This window comes from Pseudomonas sp. BB438, assembly GCF_057180225.1.
On record NZ_CM170001.1, the window covers coordinates 3337911 to 3353803 of the forward strand.

15 protein-coding genes are annotated in these 15893 nt (G+C 67.3%); 6 read left to right on the forward strand and 9 right to left on the reverse strand.

Features of this window, described 5'->3' with window-relative positions:
• Window positions 1-130: 130 nt before the first annotated feature.
• From AC1ZV1_RS15300 to AC1ZV1_RS15320, 5 genes are all read right to left on the reverse strand, one after another.
• The gene (locus tag AC1ZV1_RS15300) at window positions 131-1666 is read right to left on the reverse strand and encodes an MDR family MFS transporter (protein WP_484292431.1); all 1536 of its coding nucleotides are present in this window, start codon (window positions 1664-1666) and stop codon (window positions 131-133) included.
• Window positions 1656-2816, reverse strand: coding sequence for an HlyD family secretion protein (locus tag AC1ZV1_RS15305; protein WP_484292432.1), 1161 nt, complete (start codon window positions 2814-2816; stop codon window positions 1656-1658). The genes AC1ZV1_RS15300 and AC1ZV1_RS15305 overlap by 11 nt, the downstream gene beginning before the upstream one ends.
• Complete coding sequence (locus AC1ZV1_RS15310) at window positions 2813-4300, reverse strand: efflux transporter outer membrane subunit (protein ID WP_484292433.1); 1488 nt, start codon at window positions 4298-4300, stop codon at window positions 2813-2815. Before AC1ZV1_RS15310 ends, AC1ZV1_RS15305 begins: the two co-directional genes overlap by 4 nt.
• Before the next feature lie 101 nt (window positions 4301-4401).
• Window positions 4402-5148, reverse strand: a complete 747-nt coding sequence (locus tag AC1ZV1_RS15315; protein WP_484292434.1) for an AraC family transcriptional regulator — start codon at window positions 5146-5148, stop codon at window positions 4402-4404.
• Between the two features lie 174 nt (window positions 5149-5322).
• Window positions 5323-6288 carry an AraC family transcriptional regulator gene (locus tag AC1ZV1_RS15320; protein WP_484292435.1) on the reverse strand — a complete coding sequence of 322 codons (966 nt, stop codon included), beginning with the start codon at window positions 6286-6288 and terminating at the stop codon, window positions 5323-5325.
• A gap of 91 nt (window positions 6289-6379) precedes the next feature.
• Between AC1ZV1_RS15320 and AC1ZV1_RS15325 the strand changes: the two genes are divergently transcribed.
• Complete coding sequence (locus AC1ZV1_RS15325) at window positions 6380-7213, forward strand: oxidoreductase (protein WP_484292436.1); 834 nt, start codon at window positions 6380-6382, stop codon at window positions 7211-7213.
• Window positions 7214-7221: 8 nt separating this feature from the next.
• Here the strand turns inward: AC1ZV1_RS15325 and map are convergent, their stop codons facing one another.
• The 3 genes from map to AC1ZV1_RS15340 all read right to left on the reverse strand — a co-directional run bounded on the left by map (window position 7222) and on the right by AC1ZV1_RS15340 (window position 9294).
• Window positions 7222-7992, reverse strand: a complete 771-nt coding sequence (gene map, locus AC1ZV1_RS15330) for a type I methionyl aminopeptidase (protein WP_484292437.1) — start codon at window positions 7990-7992, stop codon at window positions 7222-7224.
• Window positions 7989-8198 (reverse strand): ParD-like family protein, encoded by a 210-nt coding sequence (locus tag AC1ZV1_RS15335; RefSeq protein ID WP_484292438.1) that lies wholly within the window; start codon window positions 8196-8198, stop codon window positions 7989-7991. Before AC1ZV1_RS15335 ends, map begins: the two co-directional genes overlap by 4 nt.
• A 190-nt stretch (window positions 8199-8388) precedes the next feature.
• Window positions 8389-9294 carry a LysR family transcriptional regulator gene (locus AC1ZV1_RS15340; RefSeq protein WP_484292439.1) on the reverse strand — a complete coding sequence of 302 codons (906 nt, stop codon included), beginning with the start codon at window positions 9292-9294 and terminating at the stop codon, window positions 8389-8391.
• Between the two features lie 155 nt (window positions 9295-9449).
• Here AC1ZV1_RS15340 and AC1ZV1_RS15345 point away from each other — a divergent pair, with 155 nt between their 5' ends.
• From AC1ZV1_RS15345 to AC1ZV1_RS15365, 5 genes are all read left to right on the forward strand, one after another.
• Window positions 9450-10277, forward strand: coding sequence for an HTD2 family dehydratase (locus AC1ZV1_RS15345; RefSeq protein WP_484292440.1), 828 nt, complete (start codon window positions 9450-9452; stop codon window positions 10275-10277).
• 47 nt (window positions 10278-10324) lie between these two features.
• Window positions 10325-11485 carry an acyl-CoA dehydrogenase family protein gene (locus AC1ZV1_RS15350; protein ID WP_484292441.1) on the forward strand — a complete coding sequence of 387 codons (1161 nt, stop codon included), beginning with the start codon at window positions 10325-10327 and terminating at the stop codon, window positions 11483-11485.
• Window positions 11486-11503: 18 nt separating this feature from the next.
• A complete protein-coding gene (locus AC1ZV1_RS15355; protein WP_484292442.1) occupies window positions 11504-12853 on the forward strand; it encodes an MmgE/PrpD family protein in 1350 nt (449 codons plus the stop codon).
• A gap of 93 nt (window positions 12854-12946) precedes the next feature.
• Entirely contained in the window at window positions 12947-14137 is a 1191-nt protein-coding gene (locus AC1ZV1_RS15360) for a CaiB/BaiF CoA transferase family protein (protein ID WP_484292443.1), read from the forward strand.
• Window positions 14138-14169: 32 nt separating this feature from the next.
• A complete protein-coding gene (locus tag AC1ZV1_RS15365; protein WP_484292444.1) occupies window positions 14170-14985 on the forward strand; it encodes an HpcH/HpaI aldolase/citrate lyase family protein in 816 nt (271 codons plus the stop codon).
• 100 nt (window positions 14986-15085) lie between these two features.
• Here AC1ZV1_RS15365 and AC1ZV1_RS15370 read toward each other — a convergent pair whose 3' ends face one another.
• A complete protein-coding gene (locus tag AC1ZV1_RS15370; RefSeq protein WP_484292445.1) occupies window positions 15086-15760 on the reverse strand; it encodes a MarC family NAAT transporter in 675 nt (224 codons plus the stop codon).
• Window positions 15761-15893 lie beyond the last annotated feature (133 nt).

The window sequence follows — 15893 nt, forward strand, 5'->3', positions numbered from 1 at the left end:
CCCGTGGTCACGCCGGGCAGTTGCCGTGACGCCGGGACCGACCGGCTGGCTTCAGGGCTCCTCCTGGCGGGCCTGACGGTCCCAGGCGCACTGATTGTGCTTGGCGATATCGATGGTCATGCAGCCTCCTCTAGGCATTCTTGTTGCCGCGCAGTGCCAATGCGGCCACGGCGCACACCAGCAGTGCGATGCATGACAGATAGAACGCATCCCCATACGCCATGAGGAATGACTCATGTCGAATGTGCGTGCCCAATCGCGCGAGGGCTTCGGCCTGGGACGGCAGCCATTCGTTGAGGGCGAAGGTGCTGCCCGGGTCGTCCTGCAGCCGCTCCTGCACGGCCGGCGAGAAGAGTGTCACCTGCTCGCCGATGCGTTCGGAATGGAAGCGTTCGCGCTGCGAGACGATCTGCGTCAGCGCCGCCGTGCCCACCGCGCCACCGAGATTGCGCAGCATCGAGAACAATGCCGAGGCCGAGCCGGCTTGCTGCTTGGACAGGCCCGATACCGCCAGTACCGACAGCGCCACCATGATGAAAGGCTGGCCGATGCCACGGACCACCGTCGAGGGAATGATCACGTTGGCGGCGCTGTCGGCGTCCAGGTGCGCGCCGAGGTAGCAGCCCAGGGCCATGATGGCGAAGCCGGTGGCAACCATCAGCTTGGGGTTCAGCCAGCGCATCAGGCGTGGCATCAACGGTGCCAGGAGCAACTGCACGAGCCCGTAGGCGATCAGGCTGACGCCGATCTCTCGGGCGTTGTAGCCCTGCAGCTGGGACAGGTAATTCGGCACCAGGAACACCAGGCCGAAGGTTGCCGCGCCGAAGATGAACATCGCCGCGCTGGCCACTCCGAAGTTGTACCCGGCCAGCAGGCGCAGGTTGATGAACGAGCGCCGGCAGAACAGCTGCGTGTAGATGAACAGCGACAATGCGAACACACCGATGACCAACATCCAGACGATGAAGTCGGAGCCGAACCAGTCCTTGCGGCCACCTTCTTCCAGCACGATCTGGATTGCCCCCAGGCCGATGACCATGCTGGCGATGCCCAGCCAGTCGCCGTTGCGCAGCTTCTGCAAGTGCAGGGACTGGGGCGTGATGGCCCAGGCGACGGCGGCGAGCAGGAGTACGCCGGGGATCAACTGCAGGTAGAAGATCCAGCGCCAGCTGTAGGCGTCGGTAAGCCAGCCGCCGATGGAGGGGCCGGCAGCCTGGGCGACGCTGTTCGACAGGCTGAACAGCGCCATGCCCATCGCCATCCGCGAGGCCGGCAGCTCGGTGATGATCAGCTGGAACGACAGCGGGATCAGCACCGCGCCGGCCGCGCCCTGGACGACGCGAATGGCGATCAGTGTGGTGAGAGTGGGCGAGAACGAGCAGGCCACCGAGGCCGCCAGGAAAATCCCCGAGCCGACCAGCATCACCCGGCGCAGGGAGAACACCTCCACCAGCCAGGCGGTCAGCGGGATCATGACGATTTCTGCAACGAGGTAGGCCGTCGAGATCCATGAGCCCTCCTCGAAGCTGGCACTCAGCGAGCCCTGGATTTCCGGCAGGGCCGCGCTGGTGACGTGGACATTCATGCCGGCCATGAAGCAGCCGAGCAGCCCCCCGATCACCGCCACCCAGGCCTTGAGCGAGGTTTTCTCGGTCTCATCGGCCATCGGGCTGGGCCTCGTCGCGGTCGCGGGTATCCACTTCGGCGATCACCGACATGCCGGGGAGGATCGGCACCTGCTCGCGGGCGCCGGGATCGAGGGCGATCTTCACCGGGAAGCGCTGGACGATCTTGGTGAAGTTGCCGGTGGCGTTGTCCGGTGGCAGCAGGGCGAAGACCGCACCTGAACCGGGCGAGAAGCTCTCGATACGGCCATGCAGCACCACATCGGGGAAACTGTCCACGCGCACTTCCACTGGCTGACCGGGGTGCATGCGGCGCAGCTGGGTTTCCTTGTAGTTGGCGACCACATAGGCCTGTTCCACCGGCACCAGGGCCAGCAGCGGCAGGCCGGGCGTGACGTACTGGCGCTGCCGCACGCGGCGTTGTCCGACCACGCCGGCGCTGGGCGCGCGAATCAGCGTGTCCTCCAGTTCGTTCTGCGCCAGGGCAAGGCTGGCGTCGGCCTCGGCAGCGCGGGCCTGTTGCTGTTGCAGTTGCGCGCCGGCCTGCTCGCGGCTGGCCTTGAGCACGCTCAGGCGAGTGAGCTGCCGGCTGGCCGCGGCTTCGGTGCGACTGAGCGTGGAGCGTGCGCGGGCAAAGTCGGCCGTGACGCGCTCCAGGCGCTGGTCGCTCGCCGCCTGCTGGGCCGCCAGGTCGCGGTAACGCTGGTAGTCCAGTTGCGCGCGCTGGCGTTCGGCGCGGGCGCTGTCGATATCGGCGGAGGCCTGCTCGATCAGCGCTTGCTGCTCCTTCAACTGGGCGTCCAGCGTCACCAGCGCGGCCTGTTGGGCAGCGATGGCGGCGCGCGCCTCGGCCTGCCGGGCCTGCGCCTGCTGCAGTCGGGCCTGGTAATCGCGGGACTGGATGCGCACCAGCGGGGTGCCAGCGGCGACGTGCTGGTTGTCGTTCACCAGCACGTCGGCGACGTAGCCGGAGACCTTCGGGCTGATGGCGATCCAGTCGGCGCGCACATAGGCATCATCGGTTTCTTCCAGGTAGCGGCCGATGCCGGCCCAGTAAAAGCCGTAACCCACCGCGGCGAGCACGAGGGCGCTGCCACCGAGCCACACCAGCCGGCGTTGACGCGGCTTCCTGTCGTTCTGTGCCACCGCTTCGGCGGAGCCGGTTTGCTTGTCATCGACAGCCATGTTCATCGTGCAATGTCCGTTGAGGAGGTGGAATGCCCGGCCAGCGAGCTGGCCGGCGCGTCCTGCCAGCCGCCGCCGAGGGCATGGAAGAGTTCGATCTGGCGCTCGACCAGTTGCCGGTCGGCTTCGGCCTTGTCGGCTTCGAGGCGGACCATGGCGCGCTCGCTGTCGAGCACGTCGAGGAAGTCCAGCGCACCGGCCTGGTAGTTCAGCTGCGCCAGTCGGTAGGCATTGCGACTGCTGTCCAGTGCGTTGCCCAAGGCATCGCGGCGGCCGGCCTCGCCGCTGTAGCGGGCCAGGCTCTGGCGAACCTCCTTGAGCGCCGCCAGCGCCTGCTGGCGAAAGCGCGCGAGTTGCTGGCGTTCCCGGGCCTGCGCGCCGTCGAGACGGGCGCGGGTGGTGAGCAGGTTGGGAAAACTCCAGCTGATCAGCGGCCCCACGGCATAGGTGATCGCCTCGTGGTCGCCGAGATCCCGCAGGCGCTCGGCGGAAGAGGTGATCGACGCACCGAAGGACACGCGCGGGTAGTAGTCGGCCTGGCGCACTCCGACGTCATGCCCGGCGGCGGCCAGGGCGCGTTCGGCGGCGCGGATGTCCGGCCGGCGTTGCAGCAGCGCCCAGCCATCGCCGACCGGCAGGGCGTGACTCAGTTGAGGCACGCTGCGGCAGTCACCGACGCCCGCCGGTAGTTGCCCCGGCTCGCTGCCGGTGAGCACGCCAAGTTCTTCCAGTGCCGCCTGGTGTTCCGCCTGGAGGCGCGGCAGCAGTGCGCGAGTTTCCTCCAGCAGGCTGCGCACGCGATCCACCTCGAGTTCGGTGACCAGCCCGGCTCGGCGCTGGCGGGCGGTGAGGTCGAGGCTGCGCTCCACGGTGGCGATCGAGTGCTGCTGGATGGCCGCCCGCGCGCCATAGGCGCAGGCATTGGCAAAGGCACGCGCCGTACCGGCGGCAATGTTTACCCGCAGTTGGTCATGGGCGGCTTCAGCGGCCTCGGCATTGGCCTGGGCGGCGAGGATCGACTGGCGCACCTGGCCCCAGAGGTCGAGCGGGTAGTCCAGGGCAAACCCCGGCACCTGGTTCCACTGCGAGCCGGCGCGGCTGCCGGTGGCCTTGGCTTCGGTCTGGTCGTCGCTGGTGCGGCCGTAGAAGGTCTGCCAGCTCGCCGTGGTGCTCGGCCAGCGTTGCGCGCGGGCCTGCCCCAGCAGGGCCAACAATTCGTCGACGTGGGCGAGGGAAGCCTGCAGGTCCTGGTTGTGTAGCAAGGCGAGGGCGATCAGTTGATCGAGCTGCGGGTCCTGGTAAAGCCGCCACCAGAGGGCGGGCGGTTCCTTCGAGGCGGTGCCAGCGGCGAGCGCTTGCCAGTCGCCAGCGGCTGGCAGGTGGGCGGCAGGCGCTTCATGTTCGCTGACCGCCGAGCACCCACCCAGCAGCAGGCCGGTGCAGGCCAGTGCGAGCAAGGCGTGTCGCGGGTGATAGGAGGGTATGGGCATGTCGGGGAGTCACTTCGATTCGGACTCCCGCAGGTTAGGGATTCAACCGCTGCGGCTCTCTCGCACGGCCGACAACCAGCCTCGCGAAAATGACAAGCTGCTCAACTGCGGACTGCCTGGTACTGGCTGGGCGACTGCCCGAGGATGCGCTTGAAGGTCTGCGAGAAGGCGCTCGGGCTCTGGTAGCCGTGCTCCAGCGCCACTTCCAGCACCGAGGCGCCGCCGATCAGCCGTTGCAGGCTGAGGACCATGCGCACGCGGGTGCGCCAGTCCCCGAAGTTCATGCCCAGCTCGCGCTGGAACAGCCGGGCGAGGGTGCGGCTGCTCATGTTGAGTTGCTGCGCCCAGTCCTCCATGCCGGTCTCGTCTGCCGGCGCACCGATCACGGCGTTGCACAGCCGCAGCAGACGGGGGTCCCGCGGCATGGCGAGGTGGATGCCGACTGTCTGCGCGGCGTCCATCTCCACCAGCAGCAGTTCGTGCAGGCAGCGGCGACGGTGCTCGTTGCCGTCGCCGGCCTGCACTGCGCTGGCGGCCACCAGCACTTCCCGCAGCAGGGGCGTTACCGCGATCAGCTGGCAGTGCTGGCCGCCCCAGGGCCAGGTGGAGGCGGGCATGAACAGCGTGCGCATGCGCACGCTGCCGAACATGCGGATCTGATGCTCGGTACCCGGCGGCACCCACAGTGCGTGGCCGGGCGGCACCACCCAGTTCCTCTGCGCCGCGCCCACCAGCATCACGCCGGAGATCGAGTGGATCAACTGCGCCTGGGTGTGGCAATGCGGCAGGATTTCCTCGCCGTCCTGGTGGTCGTAGGCCAGCGCTTCAAGGGACAGGGCGCACGTCATGCGGCGTTGCCTGCGGGGTGGGCGGGAATGTCGAGCGGTTTCATACGGGGCTCCTGGGTGAGTCAGCATTCTAGGCGAATATCCCGGCAGAAAATCGGCGTTTTATTGCTGTGCTGGCGCTATCTAAGCAATAAAACATCATGACATCGTACTTCCTGGCAATCGCTGCTCAGGTTAGTGGGATGAAACATAACCCGATGCTTCCTGGACCGGTGGCATCGCGAAGTGGTCCCGCATGCGCTGCGCCTCTGCCAGCGGTGTGCGGCCGAACAGGCGCTTGAACTCACGGTTGAACTGCGAGGCGCTGGCGTAGCCGACGGCCAGGCTCGCCGCCTGCGCCGTCATGCCCTGGCGCACGATCAGCAGCCGCGCCTGGTGCAGCCGGGTGCACTTGAGGTACTGCATGGGCGAGGTGCGGGTAATCGCCTTGAAGTGGCTGTGGAAGGACGGAACGCTCATGCCGGCCTCGCCGGCCAGCTGCGGCAGGTCGATGGGTTGCGCATAGCTCGTGTGGATGCGCTGCAGGGCCCTGGCGATGTTGCCGAAGCGGCCACGCATTGCCAGCGCCGCGCGCATGGCATGGCCCTGGGCGCCGGTCAGCACGCGGAAGTACAGCTCGCGCAGCAGGGCCGGCGCGAGGATCGCGGTCTCCAGCGGATCGCCCAGCGCTTCGAGGAAGCGCAGCACGGACTGCGTCAGCATCGAGTCCATCGGGCTGGAGAACAGGCTGCGTGGGGCGTCCTCGCTGGACGGCTTGTCCTGCAGGAGGCTGTACTGGTCGATCTGCAGCATCAGCTCGGCGGCGAGCTGGAAGTCCAGGTGCAGGTAGATGGCCAGGAGCGGACGCTCCGGCGTGGCGTCGGTTTCCATGGTGAAGGGCACCGGCACCGCGACGGCCAGGTAGTGCTGTTCGTCGTAGACATAGATCTCATCGCCGAAATAACCGCGCTTGCAGCCCTGGCAGACGATCACGATGCCGGGATCATAGAGCACCGGGGTGCGCGCCAGTGGCCGGTTCGAGCGGAGCAATCGCACGCTCGGCAGCGCAGTGAGGTTGTAGCCTTCCAACGGCGCCAATGCGGCGAGCAGGGCCGCCATGCGCGCCTGCTCGTAGGTGGGGGCGTGGACATCCGTATTCATAGAATCAGGCAATAACGACAGAGTTTGCGGTCTCTGAAAGGGAAGTGTGGGTGCGTATTGTGCACTCAAATCCCTGCAATGGAGCCACCCCATGTCATCTCGCAAGACCCTGCTGATCACCGGCGCCACCAGCGGCTTCGGTCTGGCCCTGGCCCGCGAGGCGCTCGCCGCCGGACATCGCGTGGTGGGCACGGCGCGTACTGAACAGGCCCGTGCCGAACTGGAGGCATTGGCCCCGGGCCAGGTCTTTGGCCGCCTGCTCGACGTCACCGATATCGACGCCATCCCCGCGATGGTCGAGGACGTCGAGACCCGCGTCGGTCCGCTGGATGTGCTGGTGAACAGCGCCGGCTACGGCCATGAAGGCATCCTCGAGGAGTCGCCCCTGGAGGCGATGCGCCGGCAGTTCGAGGTGAACGTCTTCGGCGCCGTGGCGATGATCCAGGCCGTGCTGCCGCACATGCGCCAGCGTCGGCGAGGGCACATCCTCAACATCACGTCGATGGGCGGTTACATCACGATGCCGGGCATCGCTTACTACTGCGGCAGCAAGTTCGCCCTGGAGGGGATCAGCGATGCGCTGGGCAAGGAAGTCGAGGGCTTCGGCATCGCGGTGACCGCCGTCGCGCCGGGTTCCTTCCGCACCGATTGGGCGGGGCGCTCCATGGTGCGCAGCCCTCGTTCCATCGCCGACTACGACGCGCTGTTCGACCCGGTGCGCCGGGCGCGGCAGGAGAAGAGCGGCAAGCAACTGGGCGACCCGACAAAAGCCGCCCAGGCGATGCTCGCGGCGATCGACGCGCCGGTGCCGCCGCGGCACCTGTTGCTGGGCAGCGATGCGCTGGGGCTGGTGCAGCAGAAACTCTCCGACCTGCAGGACGAGATCAGCCTCTGGGAAGCGCTCAGCCGCTCCACCGACGGCTGAGCGGCGGATCAGTAGCCGGCGTTGCGCTCTTCGGGACGCAGCGTGAGGACTTCGAAGCCCGTGGCGGTGACCGCCACGGTGTGCTCGAACTGCGCGGAGAGCTTGCCGTCGAGGGTGACCACTGTCCATTCGTCCGCCAGGGTTTTCACCCCGGAGTGTCCCTGATTGAGCATGGGCTCGATGGTGAAGGTCATGCCTTCCTTGAGCACCTGCCCGGTGCGTGGGCGGCCGACGTGCAGTACTTGGGGCGGCTCGTGCATTTCGCGGCCGATGCCGTGACCGCAGTATTCCTCGACCACGGTGTAGCCGTGCTGCCGGGCGTGCCGCTCGATGGCGTGGCCGACGTCACCCAGCCGGGCGCCGGGCTTCACCGCGCGGATGCCTTTCCACATGGCTTCGTAGGTGATCTCTACCAGGCGCCGGGCAGCGGGCGAGACGTTGCCGATCAGGTAGGTCTTGCTCGAATCGGCGATGAAGCCGTTCTTCTCCAGGGTGATGTCGAAGTTGACGATGTCACCGTCCTGCAGACGGTCCGCGTCGGACGGCACGCCATGGCAGACCACCTGGTTGGGCGAGGCGTTGAGCACGTAGGCGAAGCCGTACTGGCCCTTGCTGGCCGGCCGTGCCTGCAGCTCGTCGACGATGTAGCGCTCGACCCGGTCGTTCACGTCCAGGGTCGTCATGCCAGCGAGCGGCAGACTGTCGAGGAAGCCGAAGACGTTCGCCAGCAGCCGGCCGGACTCGGCCATCAGCGCCATTTCCGCCGGGGTCTTGATCACTTGGCGGCTCCCGCGGCGGAGTACTTGACTCCGGCTTCCTGCAGTTCGCGGGTGATGATCTCGTTGAAGCTCAGGGTCGGTTCCAGCTCGCAGAGCATGCCGATCTTGATCCAGAACGCCGCCTGGGCGTTGATCGAACGGCAGGCCACGGAGCTGGCGCGGCGCAGCTGGTCGTGGAGGTCGTCGTCCAGGTTGATGATGCCCATGAATCTCTCGTCTCTCTCTGATGCAATTCGCTATGAAGCATAACAAAACATATATGCATCATATTGACAGAGGCGAGGGGACGCAACGAAAGCGGCGTGGTGCGGTAGTTCCGCGATGTCGCACTCGAGCTGATGGCTGCGGAACGCTGATTGCCTCTCCCTGCGGTGGGCTGATCGGTGGCAGGGCCTCCTACGGGGAGGGGTCGGCGCCTCGCATCCCGTGAAGCAGGTCCACCAGGGCGCGGGCGCAGGCCGGCAAGGCTTCGCGGTCGCGCAGCAGCACGCTGCGTTCGCGGACCACCCAGGGTTCGTCCAGCGGCAGGATCTGCAGGTTCATGGTGCGGCTGTGGCGCAGGGCGGCAGTCTCGGGGATCACGCCGATGCCGACACCGGCCTCGACCATCCGGCAGATGGCTTCGAAGCTCGCCACCTGGATACGCAGGTTGAGGTCGCCACCCATGCGCTCGACCCGTTCGCGCAGGAAGCTCTGCAGGGTACTGCCCTCATGCAGGGCGATGTGCGGGTAATCCAGGGTGTCGGCCAGGGTCAGGCGGGGCAGGGCGCACAGCGGATGCTCGGGCGCCACGGCGAGGACCAGGCGGTCGGTGCTGAAGTGGACGATCTGCAGGCCTTCGGCGCGCACCGGGCCGGCAACGATGCCCAGATCCGCCGAACCGTCGAGGATGGCGCGGACGATGTCGCGGTTCAGCCGCTCCTGCAGGTCCACGCTGACGCCGGGACGTTCGGCGAGGAAATCCGCCAGCAGTTCGGGGAGAAATTCGGTGACTGCCGTGGTGTTGGCGAAGATGCGGATATGCCCGACCTGATCGCCGGCCTGGCCACTGAAGTCGCTTTTCAGGTGATCGACCTGACGCAGGATCAGTCGTGCGTGCTGTAGCAGGCGCTGGCCGGCCGGGGTCAGCTCGACGCCGCGGTTGTCGCGGTAGAGCAGGCGGCAGTCGAGTTGGCCTTCCAGCGCCTTGATCCGTGCGCTGGCGGCAGCCGCCGAAAGGTGGGCGCGGCGCGCGCCCTGGGTGAGGCTGGGGGATTCGGCGATATGCGCGAAGAGCCGCAGGTCGGCCAGGTCGAAGTGCATGGGACAGTTCTCCGCGAAGCGACAAACAGCAGCGCTAGGCTTCAGGTGTAGGAATGGCGTTAGGGATAGCCTAACGCTGGATTATGAAAATGTGGATTCGACGAACGCAAGCCCTGTTGCATGCTCCGTTCATCAAACCTGCCAAGAGGTCCGCAATGAGCGATTCACCCTACGCCGACTGGATCGGCCGCTCCCAGGAGCGCGAGGAAGAACTGAGTACGCTGCTGGTCCGCCGCCTGGCCGTGACTCTCTCGGAAGAGGCGCCAGCTGCCGGTGAGGCGCTGCCGCCGCTGTGGCACTGGATGTTCTTCCAGGATGAAGTGTCCGAGCCGGGCCTGGGCGCCGATGGCCATCCGGCGCGCGGTGGCTTCCTGCCCCCGGCCGATGGGCGCAACCGCATGTGGGCCGGCGGTCGCCTGGCATTCCACGAGCCGCTGCGAGTCGGCGGCGTGGCGAAACGCACGACCACGATCCTCAATGTCGAGGAAAAGCATGGCCGCACCGGTTCGCTGCTGTTCGTCACGCTACGCCATGAATTCGAGCAGGACGGCCGCCTGGCGTTCAGCGAAGAACAGGACATCGTCTACCGCGAACCCAGCCCACCCAAGCTCTCCAGCGGCGAAGCACTGCCCGCAGGGACCTGGAGCGAAACCGTGGAGCCGACGCCGATCCTGCTGTTCCGCTACTCCGCGCTGACCTTCAACGGCCACCGCATCCATTACGACTGGCCGTACGTCACCGAGACCGAGGGCTACCCCGGCCTGGTGGTGCACGGTCCGCTGATTGGCACCCTGAACCTGCGCGCGTTCTGCCGCGCCAACCCCGAAGCACGCCTGCGCCGCTACGCCTATCGAGGCCTGCGCCCGCTGATCAGTCCCGAACCGTTCGATGTCGGCGGCCGCCTGAGTGGCCCCGGCAAGGCGGAAGTGTGGGCCGGCAACGGCGCCGGCATCGCCCAGCGCGGCGAAGTGGAATTCGACTGACCGCACCCTTGACGGTGCCTCCAACAAGAAAGACATGAGGTGTTTCGATGACGTCCACCCCCGAAGAACTCCAGGCCATCCGTGACGGCGTGCGCGCCCTCTGCGCGGAGTTCCCCACCGAGTACTGGCGCAAGATCGACGAAGAGAAGGGCTTCCCCGAGGACTTCGTCCGTGCCATGACCGAAGCCGGCTGGCTCTCGGCGATGATCCCGGAAGAATACGGCGGCTCTGGCCTGGGCCTGGCCGAGGCCTCGGTGATCCTCGAGGAGGTGAACCACTGCGGCGGCAACTCCGGCACCATCCACGGGCAGATGTACAACATGTTCACCCTGCTGCGGAACGGCAGCGCCGAGCAGAAAGCCTACTACCTGCCCAAGCTCGCCAGCGGCGAATTGCGCCTGCAGTCCATGGGCGTCACCGAGCCCACCACCGGCACCGACACCACCAAGATCAAGACCACTGCCGTGCGCCAGGGCGACAGGTACGTGATCAACGGCCAGAAGGTCTGGATCTCGCGCATCCAGCACTCCGACCTGATGATCCTGCTGGCCCGTACCACGCCGCTGGCCGAGGTGAAGAAGAAGTCCGAGGGCATGTCGATCTTCCTCGTCGACCTGCGCGAGTCCATCGGCAACGGCCTGACTGTCCAGCCGATCGCCAACATGGTCAACCACGAGACCAACGAGCTGTTCTTCGACAACCTGGAGATCCCCGCCGGCAACCTGATCGGCGAAGAGGGCAAGGGCTTCAAGTACATCCTCGACGGCCTCAACGCCGAGCGCACCCTGATTGCCGCCGAATGCATCGGCGACGGCCGCTGGTTCACCGAGAAGTCCGCGCAGTACGCCCGCGACCGCGTGGTGTTCGGCCGTCCGATCGGCCAGAACCAGGGCGTGCAGTTCCCCATCGCCGAGGCGCATATCGAGATCGAGGCCGCCGACCTGATGCGCTGGCGCGCCTGCCAGGAATACGACAGCGGCAAGAACGCCGGCGCCGCTGCCAACATGGCCAAGTACCTGGCGGCCAAGGCCAGCTGGGAAGCGGCCAACGCCTGTCTGCAGACCCACGGCGGTTTCGGTTTCGCCAACGAATACGACGTCGAGCGCAAGTTCCGCGAGACCCGCCTGTACCAGGTGGCGCCGATCTCCACCAACCTGATCCTGTCCTACGTGGCCGAGCACCTGCTCGAACTGCCGCGCTCCTTCTAAGCCGGGACGAGAAGAACAATGAACAATACCCACGCCCTTGCCGAATTCCTTGCCGGCCTGCGTTACGAAGACCTGCCCACGTCCGTGGTCGAGTACACCGAGGAGCTATTCCTCGACTGGCTCGGCTCGGCCCTGGCCAGCCAGAACCGCCACCCGATTCCGCTGTTCCAGCGCTACGCCCAGCGCATGGGGCCGGCCAGCGGCAAGAGCCGCGTACTGGTGGACGGCACCTCGACCTCCGCCTACTTCGCCGCGCTGGTCAACGGCGCCAGCTCGCACCTGGTGGAGCAGGACGACCTGCACAACAGCTCCGTACTGCACCCGGCCACCGTGGTCTTCCCGGCGGCCCTGGCCGCCGCGCAGGAGCTGGGCAAGTCCGGCCGCGAGCTGATCCTCGCCAGCGTCGCCGGCTACGAGGCCGGCATCCGCATCGGCGAATTCCTCGGCCGCTCGCACTACCGCATCTTCCACACCACCGCCACGGTTGGCACGCTGGCCGCCGCGGTGGCCGTGGGCAAGCTGCTGGACCTGGACAGCCGGCAGTTCGTCAATTGCCTGGGCAGCGCCGGCACCCAGGCCGCCGGGCTCTGGGAATTCCTGCGTGACGCGGCCGATTCCAAGCAGTTGCACACCGCGAAGGCCGCCGCTGACGGCCTGCTCGCCGCCTACCTGACGGCCGACGGCCTGACCGGCGCGCAGAATATCCTCGAAGGCGAGCAGGGCATGGCCGCCGGGATGTCCACTGACGCCGACCCAAGCCGCCTGGTGGATGGCCTGGGCACCCGCTGGGCGCTCCGCGAGACCTCCTACAAGTTCCACGCCTCCTGCCGCCACACCCATCCCGCCGCCGACGCGTTGCTGGGGCTGATGCAGCGCGAGGGGCTCACCCACGACGACATCGCGAAAGTCACCACCCGCGTGCACCAGGGCGCCATCGACGTGCTCGGCCGCGTGGTCGTGCCGCAGACGGTGCACCAGGCGAAGTTCTCCATGGGCACCGTGCTCGGCCTGATCGCCGTGCACGGCAAGGCCGGGCTGGTGGAGTTCGAGGAGTTCTCCCTGCGCGATGCCAAGGTCTCGGCGTTCCGCGAGAAGGTCAGCATGCAGCTCGATGCGGACGTGGACGGCGCCTACCCGCGACGCTGGCTCGGCCGCGTCGACGTGCTCACTACCGATGGCCGCCAACTGCACGGCGCCATCGACGAGCCCAAGGGCGATCCGGGCAACGGCCTGAGCCGGGCGGAGCTGGAAGACAAGTTCCGCCGCCTGCTGGCCTTCGCCGGCCAGCGCAGCGAAGCCGAGGCGGATCGTCTGGTGCAGGCCAGTTGGCGTCTGCATGAACTGTCGGACCTTGGCGTCTTTCACTGACGTCGCGTTGCACTGACCGTGCTCCGGGCGGCGCTGCCGGCCGGACCCACCGAATCGTAGCGTCGGCCAGCCGGCCGGCGTCTGGAGTTGCCCATGAGTTCGCGTCCCCTCGACGGCATCACCGTCATCAGCCTGGAACACGCCATCGCCGCGCCGTTCTGCACCCGCCAGCTGGCGGACCTCGGCGCCCGCGTGATCAAGATCGAGCGCCCCGGCGTCGGTGACTTCGCCCGCGGCTACGACGAGCGGGTGCGCGGCCTGGCCTCGCACTTCGTCTGGACCAACCGTTCCAAGGAAAGCCTGTCCCTGGATCTCAAGCAGGCGCCGGCCCAGACCGTGCTGGAGCAACTGCTGGAAACCGCCGACGTGCTCGTGCAGAACCTTGCGCCGGGGGCCGCCGCGCGCCTCGGGCTGTCGTTCGAGGCGCTGCACGAGCGCTTCCCGCGCCTGATCGTCTGTGACATCTCCGGCTACGGCGAAGGCGGCCCGTACGAGCAGAAAAAGGCCTACGACCTGCTGATCCAGAGCGAGAGCGGCTTCCTCTCGGTGACCGGCGGACCGGGCGCCGACGAGATGGCCAAGGCTGGTTGCTCCATTGCCGACATTTCCGCCGGCATGTACGCCTACAGCGGCATCCTCTCCGCACTGCTGCTGCGTGGCCGCACGGGGGAGGGCAGCCGCGTCGAGGTGTCGATGCTCGAAGGCATGGCCGAATGGATGGGCTTCCCCCTGTACTACGCCTTCGAAGGCCAGTCGCAGCCGCCGCGCGCCGGCGCAGCCCACGCCACCATCTATCCGTACGGACCGTTCCCCACCGGCGACGGCGGCAGCGTCATGCTCGGTGTGCAGAACGAGCGCGAGTGGACGCTGTTCTGCGAGATCGTCCTGCAGCGCCCGGAGCTGGCGGCAGACCCGCGCTTCACCGCGACCAGCCTGCGCGTGACCAACCGCGATGCCCTGCGCGCGCTGATCGTCGAAGCCTTCGCCAGCCTCGGCGCGGAGCAGGTGGTCGAACGCCTGGAGCAGGCGCAGATCGCCAATGCCCACGTCAACGACATGCGCGGCCTGTGGCAGCATCCGCAGCTGGCTGCCCGCGACCGTTGGCGCGAAATCGACAGCCCGGTCGGCCGCCTGCCAGCGCTTTTGCCGCCGGTGAACAGCAACGCCTACGCGCCGCGCATGGACGCCGTGCCGGCGTTAGGTCAGCAGACGGATGACCTGCTGCAGGAACTGGGTTATACCCCCGGTGATATCCAGCGCCTGCACGAGCAGGGCGCGGTATGACCCAGGAGAACCCCGTGAGTCAGGACATTCCCATGGATTCAATCGTACGAACCGCACTGTTCGTACCCGGCAGTCGCCCGGAGCGCTTCACCAAGGCGCTGGCCAGTGGCGCCGACGCGGTCATCGTCGACTTCGAGGATGCCGTCGAGGCATCGCTGAAAGCCCAGGCCCGCGACAATCTGGAAGCCTTCCTCGGCGCCAACCCGGACGCCCGCGTGCGGGTGCGGGTGAATGCCGCCGGCGACCCCGAGCAGGCCGCCGATCTTGAACTGTGCCGACGCCTGCCGGGCGTCATCGGCATCCTGCTGCCCAAGGCCGAGCGCGCGATGCAGGTGCGCATCGCCGCCGCCTGCGGCAAACCGGTGTGGCCGCTGATCGAGAGCGCCCGCGGCCTGCTTGCGCTGGGTGAAATCGCTGCCTGCGAAGGCGTGGAGCGCCTGACCTTCGGCGGACTCGACCTGGCGCTGGATATCGGCATGCGCAGTGGCACCGGGGCGTCTGCGGTGGTCTACGACCAGGTGCGCCTGAGCCTGTTGCTGCATTCGCGGGTGAACGACCTGCAACCGCCGCTGGATACCGTGTTCCCGGCGTTCGATGACGCCGAAGGCTTCGCCGCAACCATTCGCCATGGCCGTGACCTCGGCTTGCTGGGCGCGCTGTGCATCCATCCCCGGCAAGTGAGCGTCGTCCACGCAGCGCTGGCCCCGAGCGCCGACGAGCTGGACTGGGCGCGGCGGGTGGTGGCTGCCTCGGCAAGCGGCGCGGCGGCCTTCCAGGTCGACGGGCAGATGGTCGATGCCCCGGTGCTGGGCCGCGCTCGTCGTCTGCTGGCCAGCGCTGGCGACTGAAGGCCCTTGTGCAGCGACTGGCCATGCGCTCGATCGCCGCATGGTCGGCGCCAGGAAGGGCACGGGACGTCGGTCGGGCAGATTGCTGCCCGGTTGCGCTTCAGGGCTGCACGAGCAGGTGGGCGTTGGAGTCGATCAGTGTCTGCGCGACCTCCACCAGGCCATTGATCGCGAACTGCACGCCCATGCACACCAGCAGGAAACCCATCAGCCGGGAGATGGCGTCGATGCCGGACTTGCCGGTGGCCTTCATGATCAGGTCCGAGGCGCGCAGGCAGCACCAGAGGATCAGCGCAGCGCAGAGGAAGATCAGCGGCGGCGCGACCAGAATCACCCAGTGCGGGAAGCTGGTGCTGTGCTTGATGCTGGCGGCGGAGCTGATGATCATCGCGATGGTGCCGGGCCCTGCCGTACTGGGCATGGCCAGCGGAATGAAGGCGAAACTGGTGCGCTCGGGCAGGTCTTCGCGGGAGTCCGGTGCGGGCATCGGGGCAGGGAACAGCATGCGGCCGCCGATGATGCAGAGGATGCCGCCGCCGGCGACGCGCAGGCCCGGAATCGAGATGCTGAACACCCCCATGATGAACTCGCCGATGTAGTAGGTCAGCGTCATGATGATGAACACGTAGCAGGCGGTCAGCAGCGCCTGCTGGTTCTTCTCTTCCCGGCTGAAACCTTGCGACAGCGCGAGGAACAGCGCGACGGTGGTCGGCGGATTGATCAGCGGCAACAGGGCCAGCAGGCCAAGCACGATGGCGTCGAACAGACTGCTCATTTCCGGGTGTTCCTCCAGCGGCGGTTGACTGCACGAAGTCTAGGTGCGAATCCGTCCGCTGCGCGGTAAGTGTCATGCACCATCCGCGCCGGTCCTGCGGGCGCCTGGCCGGGCTGTTTGGCGCTAAGATTGC

Coding starts and splice junctions, on each gene's coding strand:
- AC1ZV1_RS15315 (WP_484292434.1), bottom strand. CDS start 5,148: ATGACGTGCGCCCTGTCCCTTGAAGCGCTGGCCTACGACCACCAGGAC.
- AC1ZV1_RS15365 (WP_484292444.1), top strand. CDS start 14,170: ATGGATTCAATCGTACGAACCGCACTGTTCGTACCCGGCAGTCGCCCG.
- AC1ZV1_RS15345 (WP_484292440.1), top strand. CDS start 9,450: ATGAGCGATTCACCCTACGCCGACTGGATCGGCCGCTCCCAGGAGCGC.
- AC1ZV1_RS15325 (WP_484292436.1), top strand. CDS start 6,380: ATGTCATCTCGCAAGACCCTGCTGATCACCGGCGCCACCAGCGGCTTC.
- AC1ZV1_RS15350 (WP_484292441.1), top strand. CDS start 10,325: ATGACGTCCACCCCCGAAGAACTCCAGGCCATCCGTGACGGCGTGCGC.
- AC1ZV1_RS15300 (WP_484292431.1), bottom strand. CDS start 1,666: ATGGCCGATGAGACCGAGAAAACCTCGCTCAAGGCCTGGGTGGCGGTG.
- AC1ZV1_RS15320 (WP_484292435.1), bottom strand. CDS start 6,288: ATGAATACGGATGTCCACGCCCCCACCTACGAGCAGGCGCGCATGGCG.
- AC1ZV1_RS15370 (WP_484292445.1), bottom strand. CDS start 15,760: ATGAGCAGTCTGTTCGACGCCATCGTGCTTGGCCTGCTGGCCCTGTTG.
- AC1ZV1_RS15360 (WP_484292443.1), top strand. CDS start 12,947: ATGAGTTCGCGTCCCCTCGACGGCATCACCGTCATCAGCCTGGAACAC.
- AC1ZV1_RS15335 (WP_484292438.1), bottom strand. CDS start 8,198: ATGGGCATCATCAACCTGGACGACGACCTCCACGACCAGCTGCGCCGC.
- AC1ZV1_RS15355 (WP_484292442.1), top strand. CDS start 11,504: ATGAACAATACCCACGCCCTTGCCGAATTCCTTGCCGGCCTGCGTTAC.
- AC1ZV1_RS15340 (WP_484292439.1), bottom strand. CDS start 9,294: ATGCACTTCGACCTGGCCGACCTGCGGCTCTTCGCGCATATCGCCGAA.
- AC1ZV1_RS15305 (WP_484292432.1), bottom strand. CDS start 2,816: ATGAACATGGCTGTCGATGACAAGCAAACCGGCTCCGCCGAAGCGGTG.
- AC1ZV1_RS15310 (WP_484292433.1), bottom strand. CDS start 4,300: ATGCCCATACCCTCCTATCACCCGCGACACGCCTTGCTCGCACTGGCC.